Source organism: Clostridium sp. Marseille-Q2269, from assembly GCF_943736985.1.
Taxonomy (GTDB): Bacteria; Bacillota; Clostridia; order Clostridiales; family Clostridiaceae; genus Clostridium_F.
Genome location: NZ_CALSFS010000001.1, coordinates 865,223 through 881,230, shown reverse-complemented (window position 1 = coordinate 881,230; position 16,008 = coordinate 865,223). Strand labels below are relative to the sequence as shown.

General features: G+C 26.3%; 16 protein-coding genes and 1 pseudogene. All 17 read left to right on the top strand.

All coding sequences use genetic code 11. The features are described from left to right. The first annotated feature begins 151 nt into the window (after positions 1 to 151). The 17 genes and pseudogenes from cobS (at position 152) to NGI68_RS03910 (ending at position 15,985) form a co-directional block, all read left to right on the top strand. Positions 152 to 898, top strand: coding sequence for an adenosylcobinamide-GDP ribazoletransferase (gene cobS, locus NGI68_RS03985; RefSeq protein WP_251860176.1), 747 nt, complete (start codon positions 152 to 154; stop codon positions 896 to 898). A 219-nt stretch (positions 899 to 1,117) separates the two neighbouring features. After that, positions 1,118 to 1,897, top strand: coding sequence for an AIR synthase related protein (locus tag NGI68_RS03980; RefSeq protein WP_251860175.1), 780 nt, complete (start codon positions 1,118 to 1,120; stop codon positions 1,895 to 1,897). A 233-nt stretch (positions 1,898 to 2,130) separates the two neighbouring features. Then, positions 2,131 to 2,412, top strand: a complete 282-nt coding sequence (locus tag NGI68_RS03975; RefSeq protein ID WP_251860174.1) for a DUF4491 family protein — start codon at positions 2,131 to 2,133, stop codon at positions 2,410 to 2,412. Between the two features lie 103 nt (positions 2,413 to 2,515). Further along, entirely contained in the window at positions 2,516 to 2,698 is a 183-nt protein-coding gene (locus NGI68_RS03970) for a DUF1657 domain-containing protein (RefSeq protein ID WP_251860173.1), read from the top strand. Between the two features lie 27 nt (positions 2,699 to 2,725). Beyond that, positions 2,726 to 2,974, top strand: a complete 249-nt coding sequence (locus NGI68_RS03965; protein WP_251860172.1) for a spore coat protein — start codon at positions 2,726 to 2,728, stop codon at positions 2,972 to 2,974. A 501-nt stretch (positions 2,975 to 3,475) separates the two neighbouring features. Next, positions 3,476 to 4,828 (top strand): DUF2334 domain-containing protein, encoded by a 1,353-nt coding sequence (locus NGI68_RS03960; RefSeq protein ID WP_251860171.1) that lies wholly within the window; start codon positions 3,476 to 3,478, stop codon positions 4,826 to 4,828. Positions 4,829 to 5,173: 345 nt separating this feature from the next. Further along, a pseudogene (locus NGI68_RS16920) lies at positions 5,174 to 5,287 on the top strand (6-carboxytetrahydropterin synthase); the annotation flags it as partial. 280 nt (positions 5,288 to 5,567) lie between these two features. After that, on the top strand, positions 5,568 to 6,752 hold the full coding sequence (gene folP, locus NGI68_RS03955) for a dihydropteroate synthase (protein ID WP_251860170.1): 1,185 nt from the start codon (positions 5,568 to 5,570) through the stop codon (positions 6,750 to 6,752). Between the two features lie 160 nt (positions 6,753 to 6,912). After that, entirely contained in the window at positions 6,913 to 7,164 is a 252-nt protein-coding gene (locus NGI68_RS03950; RefSeq protein WP_043031604.1) for a fatty acid kinase subunit FakA-related protein, read from the top strand. 99 nt (positions 7,165 to 7,263) lie between these two features. Further along, positions 7,264 to 7,725 (top strand): 2-amino-4-hydroxy-6-hydroxymethyldihydropteridine diphosphokinase, encoded by a 462-nt coding sequence (gene folK / locus NGI68_RS03945; protein WP_251860169.1) that lies wholly within the window; start codon positions 7,264 to 7,266, stop codon positions 7,723 to 7,725. Between the two features lie 444 nt (positions 7,726 to 8,169). After that, entirely contained in the window at positions 8,170 to 9,462 is a 1,293-nt protein-coding gene (locus tag NGI68_RS03940) for a MerR family transcriptional regulator (RefSeq protein ID WP_251860168.1), read from the top strand. A 51-nt stretch (positions 9,463 to 9,513) separates the two neighbouring features. Beyond that, a complete protein-coding gene (locus NGI68_RS03935; protein WP_251860167.1) occupies positions 9,514 to 10,689 on the top strand; it encodes a DegT/DnrJ/EryC1/StrS family aminotransferase in 1,176 nt (391 codons plus the stop codon). 189 nt (positions 10,690 to 10,878) lie between these two features. After that, positions 10,879 to 12,000 (top strand): DegT/DnrJ/EryC1/StrS family aminotransferase, encoded by a 1,122-nt coding sequence (locus tag NGI68_RS03930; protein ID WP_251860166.1) that lies wholly within the window; start codon positions 10,879 to 10,881, stop codon positions 11,998 to 12,000. Positions 12,001 to 13,067: 1,067 nt separating this feature from the next. Continuing rightward, positions 13,068 to 13,859: an alpha/beta hydrolase gene (locus tag NGI68_RS03925; RefSeq protein ID WP_251860165.1), complete on the top strand. Its 792-nt coding sequence runs from the start codon at positions 13,068 to 13,070 to the stop codon at positions 13,857 to 13,859. A gap of 556 nt (positions 13,860 to 14,415) precedes the next feature. After that, positions 14,416 to 14,685, top strand: coding sequence for a CD3324 family protein (locus NGI68_RS03920; protein ID WP_045538963.1), 270 nt, complete (start codon positions 14,416 to 14,418; stop codon positions 14,683 to 14,685). Between the two features lie 177 nt (positions 14,686 to 14,862). Then, a complete protein-coding gene (locus NGI68_RS03915) occupies positions 14,863 to 15,276 on the top strand; it encodes a RidA family protein (RefSeq protein ID WP_251860164.1) in 414 nt (137 codons plus the stop codon). A gap of 316 nt (positions 15,277 to 15,592) precedes the next feature. After that, positions 15,593 to 15,985, top strand: coding sequence for a hypothetical protein (locus tag NGI68_RS03910; RefSeq protein ID WP_251860163.1), 393 nt, complete (start codon positions 15,593 to 15,595; stop codon positions 15,983 to 15,985). Positions 15,986 to 16,008 lie beyond the last annotated feature (23 nt).

Genomic DNA, 16,008 nt, shown 5'->3' with positions numbered 1-16,008 from the left:
GCATACTTTTTACCTCCTGTGTTTATATTTGTATGGTAACTTTTATATAACACAGTGAGAGAAAGTATGCCATATTTATTTTTTGGTAGTTTTACCAATTTAGATTTTTATTTTGCATAACTAAAGTATATAATTAGAAAGAGGTGAAAGAATGAAAAGTATTTTAAATGATTTTTTATTGATGATTCAATTTTTTACTAGGATACCCATAAATAAAAATTTAGAATGTAAAAAAGAAAATTTTAAAAGGGGGGCATTTTTTCTTCCAGTAGTGGCTTTTATTATAGGAGGAATAGAATATTTAATATATTTAGCACTAAAAGATTTCCTGCCTACCAATGTGATAATAGTATTACTAATTTTATTTACAGCCATAATAACTGGAGGGCTTCATATTGATGGTTTAGCAGATACCTGTGATGGATTCTTTTCTTTAAGAGATAAGGAAAGAATAATAGAAATTATGAAGGATAGTAGAATAGGTTCATATGGAACCATAGCCTTAGTAATGGATTTATTATTAAAATATCAATTGCTTTATTCTTTGGTTATAAAAGGATATAGTATAGCCATAATTTTAGCACCTATAATAGGAAGAATAAGTATATTATTTTTATGCTTATCAAACAAAACTGCTAAAAAGAATGGATCAGGCAATATATTTATAGGAAATATGAGCAAAGCTATAGTATTTTGTATTACCATAATAACTTTAGGAATAAGTACATATTTTTTAGGTATAAAATCTGCAATAATTCCATTTATATCAGTACTTTTAATAACATATATCTTATATTTATTATGTTTGAATAAGATAAATGGACTTACAGGAGATACTTTAGGAGCTTGTAATGAGTTAGGAGAAATAACATTTTTATTGATTTTACTAATGATGTAGTAGCAGTAATATATGATTGTTAAAGTTTATATAATTTAATCTTCTGTTAGTTAAAATAGCTGTAGAAATTATATTTTGTTAAGTTAAACTTTGAGCCAATCTTACAGTCAGTTGATTTAATTCACAAAATATGATTTTGTAAGATCAATTTAACTAGAACAAGCATTTAAAACTTAAAAGTAATTTAATGTAAAACTTTTGTGAAAGGGAGTCAGTTTTATGGATGTAAAAAAGATAAGAGATTTAACATTGATTTCTTTAGATAAAGATAAAACTTTAGTTGTGGCCTGTGATAGCTGTGGTAGCATAGGAGCTAAAAAAAATGATATATTAAAAATACCAGCTTTTTATACAGGGAAATTTGCTATTAGAGTAGGTATTTTAGAGGTTATGTGCACAGGTGCAGAAATAGTAACGGTAGCTAATGCAGTGTGTTGTGAAATGGATCCTACAGGTAAGGAAATAATTGAAGGTATAAAATGTGAATTAAAAAAGGCTAGTATTAATGAAGTGGTTTTAACAGGAAGTACAGAAGAAAATTTTCCAAGTTTTTCTACAGCTCTGGGGATAACTGTACTAGGGATAGTGGATAATTGTGTAAAAAAGATTAACAATGTGAATAAGAGCAATAATAAAAATAATTATGCAGGGCAGGTTTTATTAATATCTGTGGGATTACCTAAAGTAGGACAAGAAATTAATATTTATGATGATAAAGAAATAGTAGACTATGATGATATAAAAAAATTATTACAAAATCCAAGAGTTTATGAAATTGTACCAGTAGGATCTAAAGGAATATTATATGAGTCAAATGTTTTAGCAAAAAATAATAATTTAAAACTAAAATTAAAAGAGAATATACCAATAGATATTAAAAAATCTAATGGACCAGCTACTACTGTAATAGCAGCAATACATAAAGATGAATATAAAAATATAAAATCAAAAATAAATAACGTGAATATAATAGGATCTTTAGAACTTGTTCACGTGTAAAATAGATGAAACAACAGATTAATTTATAATAAATGAAGTTATGTTAATGAAAATTAAAAAATAAATATATACAAAAATTTTGTATATAGTAAAAATATAATTCTGCATTTAGAGTTAGTTACTTATATTCTGGGAGAAATTATAAAAATTAAAAGCATATAAAGATATTACTTATATCTATATCTATATTAGTAATATAGAAAATGGGTATCATGCATGAAGGAGAGAGAAAAATGAATTTTACAGGTATAATTATGGGAATATTTATGTTGTTTTTCACAGGAATAGGACATGTTATTGTAATAAAAGGAGAATACCATTTTGGAGTTAAGATTTGGCCGGTTTTTTTAATATTAGGAATATCACTTATAGTGTTATCGTTAATAATAGATAATATTTATTTATCAGGAGGACTAGGAATAGGTGGTCTTACTTTTTTGTGGGGAATATTAGAGATATTTCAACAAAAGGAAAGAGTAAGAAAAGGATGGTTCCCTAAAAAAGAAAGTAAGTAGTAAAATGCAAATTAGTAAATTATTTTTTTGTGCAGTTTTTCGAATATATATCTTTTTTTAGTTAAAACTACTATTGTAATATTTGAAAAGAGGTGTTTAAAAAATGCAATTAACTCAATTAGAACTTCAAAACTTAAGACATTTAATAGGAAGTCATGAAACTGCTTGTAAAAAATTAAATACTTATGCACAACAAGCACAAGATTCACAAGTAAAGCAAATGTTTCAACAATCAGCACAAGATGCTGAAAATACAAAACAAAAATTAATGGGATACTTAGGATAATCTAAGAATATTTAAGGAGGTATAGTCATGCAAGATAAAGAAATGATAAACGATACATTATCAATGTTAAAAAGTAGTTTAACAGGATATGCTACTGCAATTTCTGAAACAGATAATCAACAGTTAAGACAGGAAATTCAACAAATGAGAAATAACTGTGAAACAAAACAATATGATTATTATAAAATGGCAAAACAAAAAGGATTTTATATGCCAGCAGGTCAGGCTTCAGAGCAACAAATTCAAGAAGTTAAAAGCCAAGTAAGTGGTCAATAAAATAATATTAAAATTATAAATAAATTATTACTAATACTAAAATAGTAAATTTGTAATTAATAAAATATTATTAAAAATATCTATAATTTATTAATAAATTATAGATTAAAACTAGATACTTATTAATAAAAATTTAGGTGAAGTTAGCAAAAACCTTTATCTTTTCACCAATATGTAGAAAATCACTATCAAAAATAAGTAATGTATATCAGCATTATTTAATGAATTTTTGATAGTGATTTTTTATTTTATATTTTTGACTTTTATTTTTAAACTAAACTGTAAATTAATTGTAACTAAATTGTGAAGGGATTTATTATAAAATAAAATCAAAGAAAATATTGGATATATTATTTCTAAGAAGGGGGATAGACATATTAGGGATGACTTTTGTATAAAGTTAAGGGGAATTTTAAAATTACATAATTGTAAAGTTTTAAGCTGAAAATATATATTACAAATTTTATGCTTTACTTTAGAAGGATTTAAGGAGAATGCATTATGAAAAAAACTAGTAGTTTAGTACTTATTCTACTTTGCTTATTAATAGTTATTGGAGGTTATTTTTTTGTAGGTCATAAAGATACTAAAGCAAAGGTGAAAAATAATAATCAAAATGAAGCTGAAATAAAAGAAAAAAGATATGCTAAATTTTCAGGATTGAAATTAAGCAAAGGTGATATTAAGTTAAAATATAAAGATAAAGTATTAAACTTAAACTTACCAATATATATGGATAAGAATAGATATTATGTTCCAGTTAATAATGTTTTAGATCAGATGGGTATAAATTATACAATAAAAGATGGTAAATTTAATATAGAAATTAATAATAAAAAAATAGATATAGATAAAAATTTAGCTAACATTTTTGGAGAAAAATATAAGTTTAGAAAATCACCAATTTTAAAAGATGAAATAATGTATACGTCTTTATTTGATTTTAATGAAATAATAGGATTAAAAGCAAATTGGAATGAAGCTGAAAAAACAATAATTTTATATAATAATAAAGAAGACAAAGCTAAAAAATTAGATAACAATAAAGATGCAAAAAGAAAACCATCCTTTGTAAGACTTGAGGACATAACTTCTGAACAAAGATACAAAACACCAGAAGCATTAGAAAGATTAAGAATAATATCAGATTATTTATACTCTAAAAATATACCTTTTCATGTGGCATGGGTTCCAAGATATATAGATCCTACAAAGGGTATAGATGATGATTTATCTAAAAACTTTAATATGCACAATGCTAATTTCATATATACTTTAGACTATTTTATTGATAGAGGAGGTATTATAGGTCTTCATGGATACACTCATCAAGCAGGAAATACAGTAAGTATAGATGCCATAGAATTTGATGGTAGTACAAATACAGATGAAGCTGCCATAAGAGAAAGAGTAGAGAAAGCTATACAAAGTGCAAAAGTTTTAGATATACCTATAGGATTCTTTGAAAGTCCTCATTATGCAGCTACAGATGAAGAAGCTAGAGTAATAGAACAATATTTTAATTATATGTATGAACCACCTAAATTTGCAGCTAGAAATAATATAAGAAAAAGAGAATCAAATGGAAGAACTGTAACATATATACCAACTCCATTAGATTATGTTGATGGTATAAAACAAGCAGATCAAGTTATAGAAAATATAAATAATTTAGATGAAAATACATTAGGTAGTTTTTTCTATCATCCTAGTATAGAATCTAGTTTCATAAAATTTAAAAATAATAAGGATGGATCAGTAGAATATACTTATGAAGATAATTCACCTTTAAAAAAGATAATAAAAGCCTTTGAACAAAATAATTATGAGTTTAAGAAAATAACAGAGTTTTAAAAAATAATCATAATAAGATTCTAAGAGTAAAAATATTAAAAATGGGGCTGTGGCATTAAAGAATTTAAGCACAATATATTGTTTTACAGTTTAAAGTTAACACAATATATTGCAGCATTTATTCTTAGTGCCACAGCCTGGTCTTTTTGTATTTAATTTTAAATATAATATTTTTTATTTAAGTATGAAATTTTTAATAAAGTTTTGTTGGCTTGATTAAATGGTGTATTTTTCATAGCATATAATTTCCATTAATATATTATAAATTTATATAGTATGTTTTTGTTGATATATTATATTTTAATGTATTATAGTATATATTAAATCTAAAATTAAATATATATAATAAATGATATAATAAGCCAACCTACTGTAGAAAACATATCAGTATGGATATGGGATAAACTTTATTCAAAATTAAAAAGAAATAATTGTAGTTTACATGAAATAGAAGTTTAGGAAACAGAAACTAGCGGAGTGGTTTATAGCGGATAATAATAAAGAATTTATAAAATAATTATATTGTGTATGAAATAAATAAGATTAGCTATAAAAGATAAATAATATATTAAAAAAATTATTTGCCTTTAATAAGATTATATAATAAGGTAAATGGAATTGGTAAGCATATACAAACTTAATATTGATTTACTTTAATATTTTACCAATTGTAAAGCGTTTTTATATAACATACTTTAAATTAAATATAATATTTTTATTATAAGAAGGGGGATTAAAAATGATTATAGAATTAAATAAAAATAGTTTCCCAGAAGAGCTTAGTAAAATAGGAGTTCATGATGGTAGTATAAATATATTTATGAATAAAAATAGCATTACTCCTTTAAAAATTTTTAACGTATTAGCTCCTGCGGCCAATATAATAAAACAAGAACTAATGGCTTTAGGTGGAGATTGCGCTATAAATAAATATTGTGTAAATTGCAAAGTGGAAACTTCGGATATAATTTTATTAGGAACAGATAGACAATATAAAAAATTATTAGGAAAACTTAAATATATGACTTTTTTTAGAATACAAGAAATAGCAGTGGAGTTAGAAAACTATATTAAAAATAATGGAGTTGTTAGAACAATTTTAAAGGATGGAAGAGAAATAAGTTATGAAAATTTAAGGGTTATGGGAATTATAAATTGCACACCAGATTCTTTTTATGAGGGTTCTAGAAAAAACTCTATAGAAGATGCTTTAAAAACAGCAGAAAAGATGTTAAAAGAAGGGGTAGAAATTTTAGATATAGGTGGAGAATCCACAAGACCAGGTTCTGACCCAGTAGATGAAGAGGAAGAAATAAAAAGAGTAGTTCCTGTTATAAGAGAAATAAAGAATAAATTTAAGGATGCTATAATTTCTATAGATACTTATAGAGCAAATACAGCAAAGGCTGCTATAGAGGCAGGGGCGGATATAGTAAATGATATAAGTGCTATGAAGTATGATGAAAATATGGTGAAAGTAGTTAAAGAATATGATGTACCTGTAATACTTATGCACATAAAAGGAAAACCAAAGGATATGCAAATAGACCCAGTTTATGAGGATCTAATGAAAGAAATTCATTTTTATTTTAATGAGAGGATAGATTACTGCAAAGCTCATGGTATAAGAGAGGATAAAATAATATTAGATCCAGGCATAGGTTTTGGAAAAACTGTAGAGCATAATCTAAAATTAATGAACAGAATAGAAGAATTAAAAAGCTTTAATCTTCCAGTACTTTTAGCAGCCTCAAGAAAATCTATCATAGGAAAGGTTTTAGGCGATGTACCAGAAGAAAGATTAGAAGGAACTATAGCTTTATCTTGTTTAGCTGTAGATGCAGGACTTCAAATGGTAAGGGTACATGATGTAAAAGAAAATATAAGAGCCATAAGAATGCTAGAAGCTGTAAGAAAAATATAAATTATTTTAAAGATATATATAAATATATTTTAGAATCTAAAAAATATAATGAAAATTAAATTATAATTTAAATTCTATCTTCTGATTTTTAGGTATGTAAGATAAATTTATATAATAAAAGAGAAAATTAGAATTTGTAAAACGGAAAAGGAGAATAACTATGCTTGAATACAGATTTGATACGCAGTTATTAATTGAAGGAGAAAATCTTTCAGAAGATAAAATAAATGAGTATATTACAAAAAACATTGAAGGCGACTGCCTACTTGCGGTTGGTGATGAGGAATTGATTAAAATTCATTTCCATACAAATACACCATGGAAAGTGCTTGAGTATTGTGCTTCATTAGGTGATATTCATGATATTGTTGTAGAGAATATGGAACGACAATCTAATGGGTATCATGGTTAATAAATATAAATTTTTGTTTATTAAAAGGTTTCAAAAATTTGAGAGTGCTATAAATAAGATATAGACATATATATAAAATCCTTAAGGAAGTGATAAAATATGCATACAGTTTATGTGGCCTTTGGAAGTAATATGGGCGAAAAAGAAAATCACATAAAAAGGGCATTAGAAAAAATAGAAGAAAAAGGAATAAAAATAATTAAAGTATCCCCTATATATGAAACAAAACCCTATGGAGTATTAGATCAAGATAGTTTTTTAAATGGAGTAGTAAGAATAGAAACTAATTTAACTCCAGAAGATTTAATAGAAGTACTTTTAGATATAGAAAAACAGCTAGATAGGGTAAGAGAAAGAAGATGGGGACCTAGAACTATAGATTTAGATATTATTTTTTATGATGATTTAATAATAAATAAAAATAATTTAATTATTCCTCATAAGGATATGGAAAATAGAGAATTTGTATTAAAACCTTTGTGTGATATAGATGAAAATTTCATACATCCAGTTTTAAAAAAATCAGTAAAGCAATTATATGATGAATTAAAATTAAAATAACTCTTGCTCATTACCTTACGTCATGTGTTAATATAATAATATAAATTAGTGTAGGATGTGTATCCTACACTAATTTATTGTGAAATTTTGTATAGTTAGATTGCTGTTAGAACTTTTAAGATTATTAAATGGTTTATAAAAGTAATTAGAGCGTAAAAATTGTTTTTTATTTAATTTTAATAAAAAACAATTAAATATACTTATCCAGGTGTGTAGCAAGGATTAGCTTTTGTCTTTATAATATAAAGATAAAAGCTAAGTAATAGTAGCAATAGAAAAAATTTAAATTAAATATTGACATATTTATATGAGATGTAAAAACTAAGTATATGAAACTGTTGGAATAACAAAAGTTTCTAAAAACCATAATAAAGCATAATATTTAATCAAAAAATTATTAATAATAATTTCTATACATGATATATTATTGCAGAGGTGATTAATGTGAAAGATACCTCAAAAAAATTATTTACTACAGGAGAATTTGCTAAAAAAGCAGGAGTTACGCTAAGAACTTTAAGATATTATGATAAGATTGGATTGTTAGTACCTAGTGATCATAATGAATTAGGGCATAGATTATATAGCAAAGAGGATTTTGGTAAACTACAAAAAATATTAACACTTAAATTTATAGGGCTTTCCCTAGAAGATATAGCTAATATAATGAAATATGATTTGGATCATAAAGATTTTAAAAAGTCTTTAGAAATTCAAAAGGAAATTATGAAGGAAAAAATAAAGCACATACAATCTGTTATAAAGGCTATAGATGAAGCAGCTTATACTCTAAATTCAAATAAAGAAATGGACTGGGATAAATTTATAAATATAATAAGCGCTATAAACTCTGATAAAAACTGGACTCAGCAATATGAAAATGCATCAAATCTAGAAGCAAGAATAGCTATTCATGAGATTTTTAGTACAAATGAAGAAGGTTGGATGCAGTGGTTTTTTAAACAGCTAAAAAAAGAGCTTAGTATAAATATGTTAAAATATGAAAATCCTAATAAAATGGTAAATAAATCTGATGAATTTCAAACAAACAGCCAAGATTTAAAACATAAACCTAATATAAAAATATTAGAATTAGGTTGCGGAGATGCTACTCTTTGGAATAAAAATTTCAAACATATACCATTAAATTGGGAAATAACCTTAACAGATTTTTCAGAAGGTATGCTAAAGGACGCTAAAAAGAATTTAGGGAAAAATAAACATAGATTTAAATATAAAATTGTAGATGCAGAAAATATTACTTTTAAAGATGAATGTTTTGATGTAGTTATAGCAAATCATATGCTTTACCATGTACCTAACGTAACCAAGGCTTTAAAAGAAATAAATAGGGTATTAAAACATAATGGAATTTTATTCTCATCCACTGTAGGTAAAAATCATATGAAAGAAATAAGAGATATAATATCTGAATTTCATATGTATAATTTGACTAGTAAAAGTTGGGAGAGAACAGATAGTTTTCAATTAGAGAATGGATTTAATATTGTGTCTAAATATTTTAATATGGTAGAACTAAAAAGATATAAAGACAACTTAAAGGTAACAGATCCTGTATATATATTGGATTATATATTTTCCATGCCAGGAAATAACAAGACCAACTTATGTTCAAAGGACTTAAAGAAAATTTATGATTACCTAGAACATGAGATAGAGAAAAAACAAAATATTTATATAACAAAAGATACAGGATATTTTAAAGGTAGAAAATAAAAAAAATTATTTTAAATAAATATTAATTGTTAAATGAAGGGAAGGATTACAATGAAAAAGATACCATTTTCACCACCAGACATTACAGAAAGAGAGATAGAGGCAGTAGTAGAGGTGTTAAAATCTGGTTGGATAACTTCAGGTCCTAAAACACAACAATTTGAAAATAATTTAGCTAAGTATTGTGATGCAAATAAAGCTATATCATTAAATAGTGCTACAGCAGGATTAGAATTAGTATTAAAAACTTTTGATATAAAAGAAGGAGATGAAGTAATAACTACTCCTTATACTTATACAGCAACAGCTAGTGTATCTTTACATAGAGGTATAAAACCTATATTTGTAGATGTAGCAAAGGACAGCTTTTTAATAGATATAGAAAAATTAAAAGATGCCATAACACCAAAAACTAAAGCAATATATACAGTAGACTTTGCAGGAGTACCTGTAGATTATGATGCAGTTAAACAAGTGTTAAAAGAAAAGGGTCGTGAAGACATAATTTTAGTTTCAGATTCAGCTCATTCTGTAGGTGCTATTTATAAAGGACAAAAGGTTGGAGCACAAATGGATTTCCATGTATTCTCTTTCCATGCAGTGAAAAACCTTACAACAGCAGAGGGTGGAGCTTTAACTTTTGGTGACAATAATTTTAAAGGTAGAGAAGATCTATTTAAAGATTTCAAATTACAATCTCTACATGGTCAATCAAAGGATGCTCTATCAAAAATGAAAGCTGGAGCTTGGGAATATGACATAGTAACAGATGGATATAAATGTAATATGACAGATATAAACGCAGCTATAGGATTAGTTCAATTAGATAGATACGAAGAAATATTAAGAAAAAGAGAAGCTATATTTGATACTTATACAAGAGTATTTTCTGAAAATGATTGGGCTATAATCCCATTTAAAAAAGATGAAACTAAAGAAACTTCATATCATTTATATCCATTAAGAATAAAAGGATTTACAGAAGCTCAAAGAAATGAAGTAATAACAATATTAGCAGAAAAAGATATAGCAACAAATGTACACTTTAAACCACTACCAATGTTTACAGCATATAAAAAATTAGGATATAATATAGAAGATTATCCAAATGCATATGCTCAATACATCAACGAAATTTCTGTACCAGTATATTCTACATTATCATTGGAAGATGCAGAATATGTAGCTAAAGAACTTGTAGCAGCAGTAGAAAAAGTTATGAAATAAATTTAAATTAACTGCAACAACAGATTAATTTATATAGATTATAAATTATTTATAGACATGGAAAATTTACTATTATTTTAATAGTGTGTAATTATTAAAAATAGTAGTGATGATAAACTTAACATTTCAACTAACATGACTAAAATATTTTAAGCATTAGATAAAATTTATAAAGAAAGAGTGATATTAATGAAAGTTGATTTTTATACATCTAAAAGAGAGTATGGAGAAAAAAAAGCTGAATTTGATAAAGCAATATTTGATGTGGTAGAAAGCGGAAGTTTTATACTTGGACCACAAGTTAAAAATTTTGAAGAAGCTATAAAAGAATATACAGGAGCAAAACATGCCATAGGTGTAGCATCAGGTACAGATGCTCTAGTAATCGCTTCTCATATTTTAGGATTTGAAGAGGGAGCAGAAGTTATAACTTCACCATTTACATTTTTAGCATCCACATCTTGTATAGCTAAACACAGAGGAACACCTGTATTTGTAGATATAGATGAAGAAACTTTTGAAATGGATTTAAATCAAATAGAATCAAAAATAACTTCAAAAACAAAGGGAATACTTCCAATTCATTTATTTTCACAAATGAATAACATGGATAGAATAATGGAAATAGCCAATAAACATGATTTAAGAGTTTTAGAAGATGCAGCAGAAGCCTTCGGAATGAGATGGAAGGGAAACGGAGATAGTTATAGACATTCAGGAACTATAGGAGATATGGGTATATTCTCATTCTTCCCAACTAAAACATTAGGTGGATATGGTGACGGTGGTATGATAGTTACTAATAGTGATGAATTAGCAGAAAAAACTAAAATGTTTAGAGTTCATGGAGCATCTAAAAAATACCACTATGATTATATAGGATATAATTCAAGATTAGATAGTATTCAAGCTGCTGTACTTTCAGTAAAATTAAAATATATAAATAATGCTATTGAAAAAAGAGCAGAAATAGCTGATATGTATATGGAAAGATTAAAAGATGTATCTGAAATAAGATTCCCTAAAATAAAAGGAGATCAAAAACCAGTATACTATGTATTCAATATTCGTGCTGAAAGAAGAGATGAATTAGTAGCTCACTTAAAAGAAAATCAAATAGGAAACAGTATCTACTATCCAATTCCATTACACATGCAAAAATGCTTTAGCTACTTAGGTCACAAAGAAGGAGATTTCCCAGTGGCAGAAAAAGTATCAAAAGAAATTTTAGCATTACCAATACATCCAGAATTAAAAGAAGAAGAAGTAGATTTTGTTTGTGAAACAATAAAGAACTTCTATAGAAAATAAGGAAATTACGACTTAACAGGAAGTTATACTACCCTTAGTTTAAAAAAGGGATATGCGGTTATAAAGGCAATTCACTTCAATAAGAGATTCTAATTTGTTTTTTCTTAAAATATATGGTTCCAAATCATAACTCGCTGAACGCTCAGACAATAATTTGGAACATACATATATTTTGCAAAAACAAATAAGAATCTCTAATCTTGTTCAAACGCCTTTTACACCACATATCCCCATTTTTTAAACTAAGGGAAGATAGAATAACTCCTTTTTAAGATATTTATACATTGTACGTATATAAAAAATTTTTAGTTATTTATATTCTTTTAAGTAAGGACTTCAAAAAAATTTTGGATAGAAAATTAATGCGGTAGCATGTAAAAAGACTGTATTTTTCATAATGTTTATATGAATTAAATTTACACTCAAATCTATTTGCGTTAGCAAACAAATTTAATATAATAAAAACAATAATTTTAGTTAGTTTTAATTTATATGAACTTACTAAAGTCATTACTATAACCTCTTATTTGGGGTTAGAATTTTAGATAAGCAAATTGGTAGGTTAGTTCACTTCAACTTTACTAACCATTTTATCTTTTGAAATAAGTTCTTTTCTAGTTAGAAATTTACTAATGTATTTTCTTAACAGGAGGACAATTAATTGGTAAATAAAAGATTTTACAGCAAGTTCGTATCCGATTTTCCTGCCAATGTGTATTGAATGTTATTCCTTTCTTGAAGTTTTCTGCTAGGAGAATATATCTATACCTAAATTTGGATCTGGCATTTTTTTATTATAATAAGTTTGCCAATTATTCATATCTATATCCTCATATCAAAATTGTGCTAAATTTTAGTAACACAATTATTATAATACAAGTATGTTCTAGTGGGAACAGTAAAATTATTCTACTAATTAAGAAAGAAGTGTTTATTTTTATGCAAAAAATAATATTGATAGCAAAATCATGCTAATAGTAAGCAAGATTATTCATGATAAATATGGTTAATGATGATATTATAAATATATAATTTAAGTTCAAAATTTCAATTGGGGTGGTATAAAAATGAATAAATCAAAAGTAGAAAAAGTAAATTTTTATAGCAATATACTTGGTAAAGAAATGTCAATGTTGGTGTATTTACCTGAATGCTATAATAGTTTAACTCCTCTACCTGTATTATATTTTCTACATGGAAGAAGTGGAAGTGAAAATATAATGTTTCAAATGGATATAAACACTATAGCTGATCGGATGATAAAAGATGGGGAAATTAAGCCTATGATAATTACGTGTCCAAGAATTGAAAACAGCCGAGGGTTGAATTCATCCTTAATCTGTAAAGAGGTGTCTGATCTTAGAGGCAATAATAGAATCATAAATTTAGGAATGTATGAAGATTACTTTATGAAAGAAATAGTACCTTTAACAGATAAAACTTTTAATACTATAAAAGATAGAAAAGGAAGATATATAGGAGGGGCATCTGCTGGGGGGTATATAGCTCTTCACAATACATTTCGACATCAGCATATATTTTCAAAAGTAGGAGGACATATGCCTGCTTTGGAACTGGAACTTGACGAGGAAGATAAACCATATTATAAAGACATGGGTGTATGGGAAAAATATGATCCAATATATATTGCAAGAAACAATAATATTTCTTCTGATATTGATGTCTATCTTGATGCTGGAGATAAGGATGAAGGTAGATTTTATGAAGGTTGTTCAATTTTATATAAAATATTGAAAGAAAAAGAAATAAATTCTCAAAATCATGTATTCCCTGGTAATCACAGTGCTGAATATATACAATCAAATATTGAAAAATATCTAAAATTTTATGGATGCTAATATATTAAGAATACCACACACGTGTGGTAGGTAACGGGTTATATTTAATATGACACTCTTTGAAAGCAGCGTACAAAATATAAAAGAATCATTCTAAAACGCCGCATTATTCACGAATTGAATTTTGGAGTGTTTTTATGTCACAGTCTGAAATAAGTGCGACAGAACCATTGAAAATGAAAATACGAACGATTCTCTTTGAAAATTGAATAATACAGTGTTAAAAAGGCAAGATATTTTACTTTTGTTACAAAAATAACCATATAAGACAGTGTAAATATGATATAATTACCATTAGTTAAGTTAAAATAGTAAAAAAATGCGTATCATCTTAATAAAGAATATAATTGATTTAATACAAATAGGGAGTGTGATATCATGAATATTAATCTCATGGATAGAAAAATGCTTAAAATACTCTGTGCAAAGTCTGTAGGTATGAGTTTGGGCGACAATTTGCACAGAGATAGATATTTAGTCGCTTTTCATAAATAAATTCATACATATACAGGCTTTGTTTCCTTAATTAAATAATAAATTTAAGGAAGTGAGCTTTATGAAATATGTAAGAATTGATAGAATATTACCAGATGATTTAGTTAAAGAAATTCAAAAGTATATTCAAGGTGAATATATATACGTCCCTTCCCTTCCTGAAAAGAGAAAAAGATGGGGTGAAAAATCTAAAAGCCGAGATTATATAAAAGCTAGAAATGCAAAGATATTAAGCCAATATATAGGTGGGCAATCAATTAGCAATCTGGCTGAAGAATTCTTCCTTTCAGATAGTAGTATTAAGAAAATTGTATATAAAAAGGATAAGTAGGCTAAAGCTACCACTCTTGTAATGTGTGGTAGCTTTTGTGTAAAAGATGATATAGAAATGATTATTATCTTTCTCAAAAAATATAGAAGCTTTAAAATGATATTGAACATAAAATTTATTTTAAAAATGAATTTGTAATTCTTCTCGTAGATATTAGAACAAAAGGAGAGAGTCAAAATGAATAAAAAAATATCATTAATTCATTCTACAAATTTAGCTCCAGTAGATTATGCTTATGCTGGACGTATACCTTCAGGAATGGACTTATTATTTTTAGCGGGGGCATGTCCCATTAATAGAGACGGAGAAGTACCCAATTTGAGTGATTATGAGCTTCAGGCAAAACTTTGTGTAGAGAATTTGAAGGAAACACTGAAGGATTGTGGGGCCACTTTGGAAGACGTTGTATATACCAGAGTTCTTGTAGTATCTCAAAATCAGTCAGATTTGGTAACTGCATGGGAAACAATAAGAAAAGAGTTTGGTAATCATGATGTTCCAAGCACCTTATCTGGAGTTACAGTATTAGGATATACAAATCAATTGGTAGAAATTGAAGCAGTAGCAGCAGTAGAAAATAATACAAAATGATTGAAGTATAGAGTTGAACTAATTCGCGCCATTCTTATTTAACGTAACAACTGAAAAGACGAACGATTTATTAAAACACTGTATTATTCAAATTTGAATTTTACAGTGTTTTTTACGTCGCAATTCAAAAATATTAAGTAGTAAAATTATATATTTTTTTATTTTATAAAAGGATGAGTGGGTTATGGGGAAAAGTTTATCAGAAATATAATGAATTCTAGGGACTATAATTATATGTTATAATTTCTGTAGCAGTTAAGTTATGATCGGAATTATATTAGATGCTAAATAAGTAATAATAGAAAGGATATAATATATGAAAGTTTATAAAATATTGAGCATAACATTAGTAATATTTATATTAATACCTTTTACCGCAGGATGTTCTTCTTTTAAGTCTACTAAAGGTATGATTCCTTCTTTAGGTTGTATGAAAGATGATATTAAGCATAAATCAAGTAGCAATAGCGTAATAACATTTGATTTAAAAAAAGGTGATAAAGTAAAATTTATATATGATTCTAATGTAAAAGAAGGAGAGCTAAAAATTCAATTAATTTGTTCCAAAAATGAAGTGATTCAAGACTTCCCAATAAATAAGAGCGGTACTAAAGAATTAGTAATAGACAAAGATGGAGGCTACCGACTTTCAGCAAATTATGATAATTTTATAGGGAATTATAATATGAATGTAAATAAAGTAAAGTAATAAGATATACTAAACGATTATTC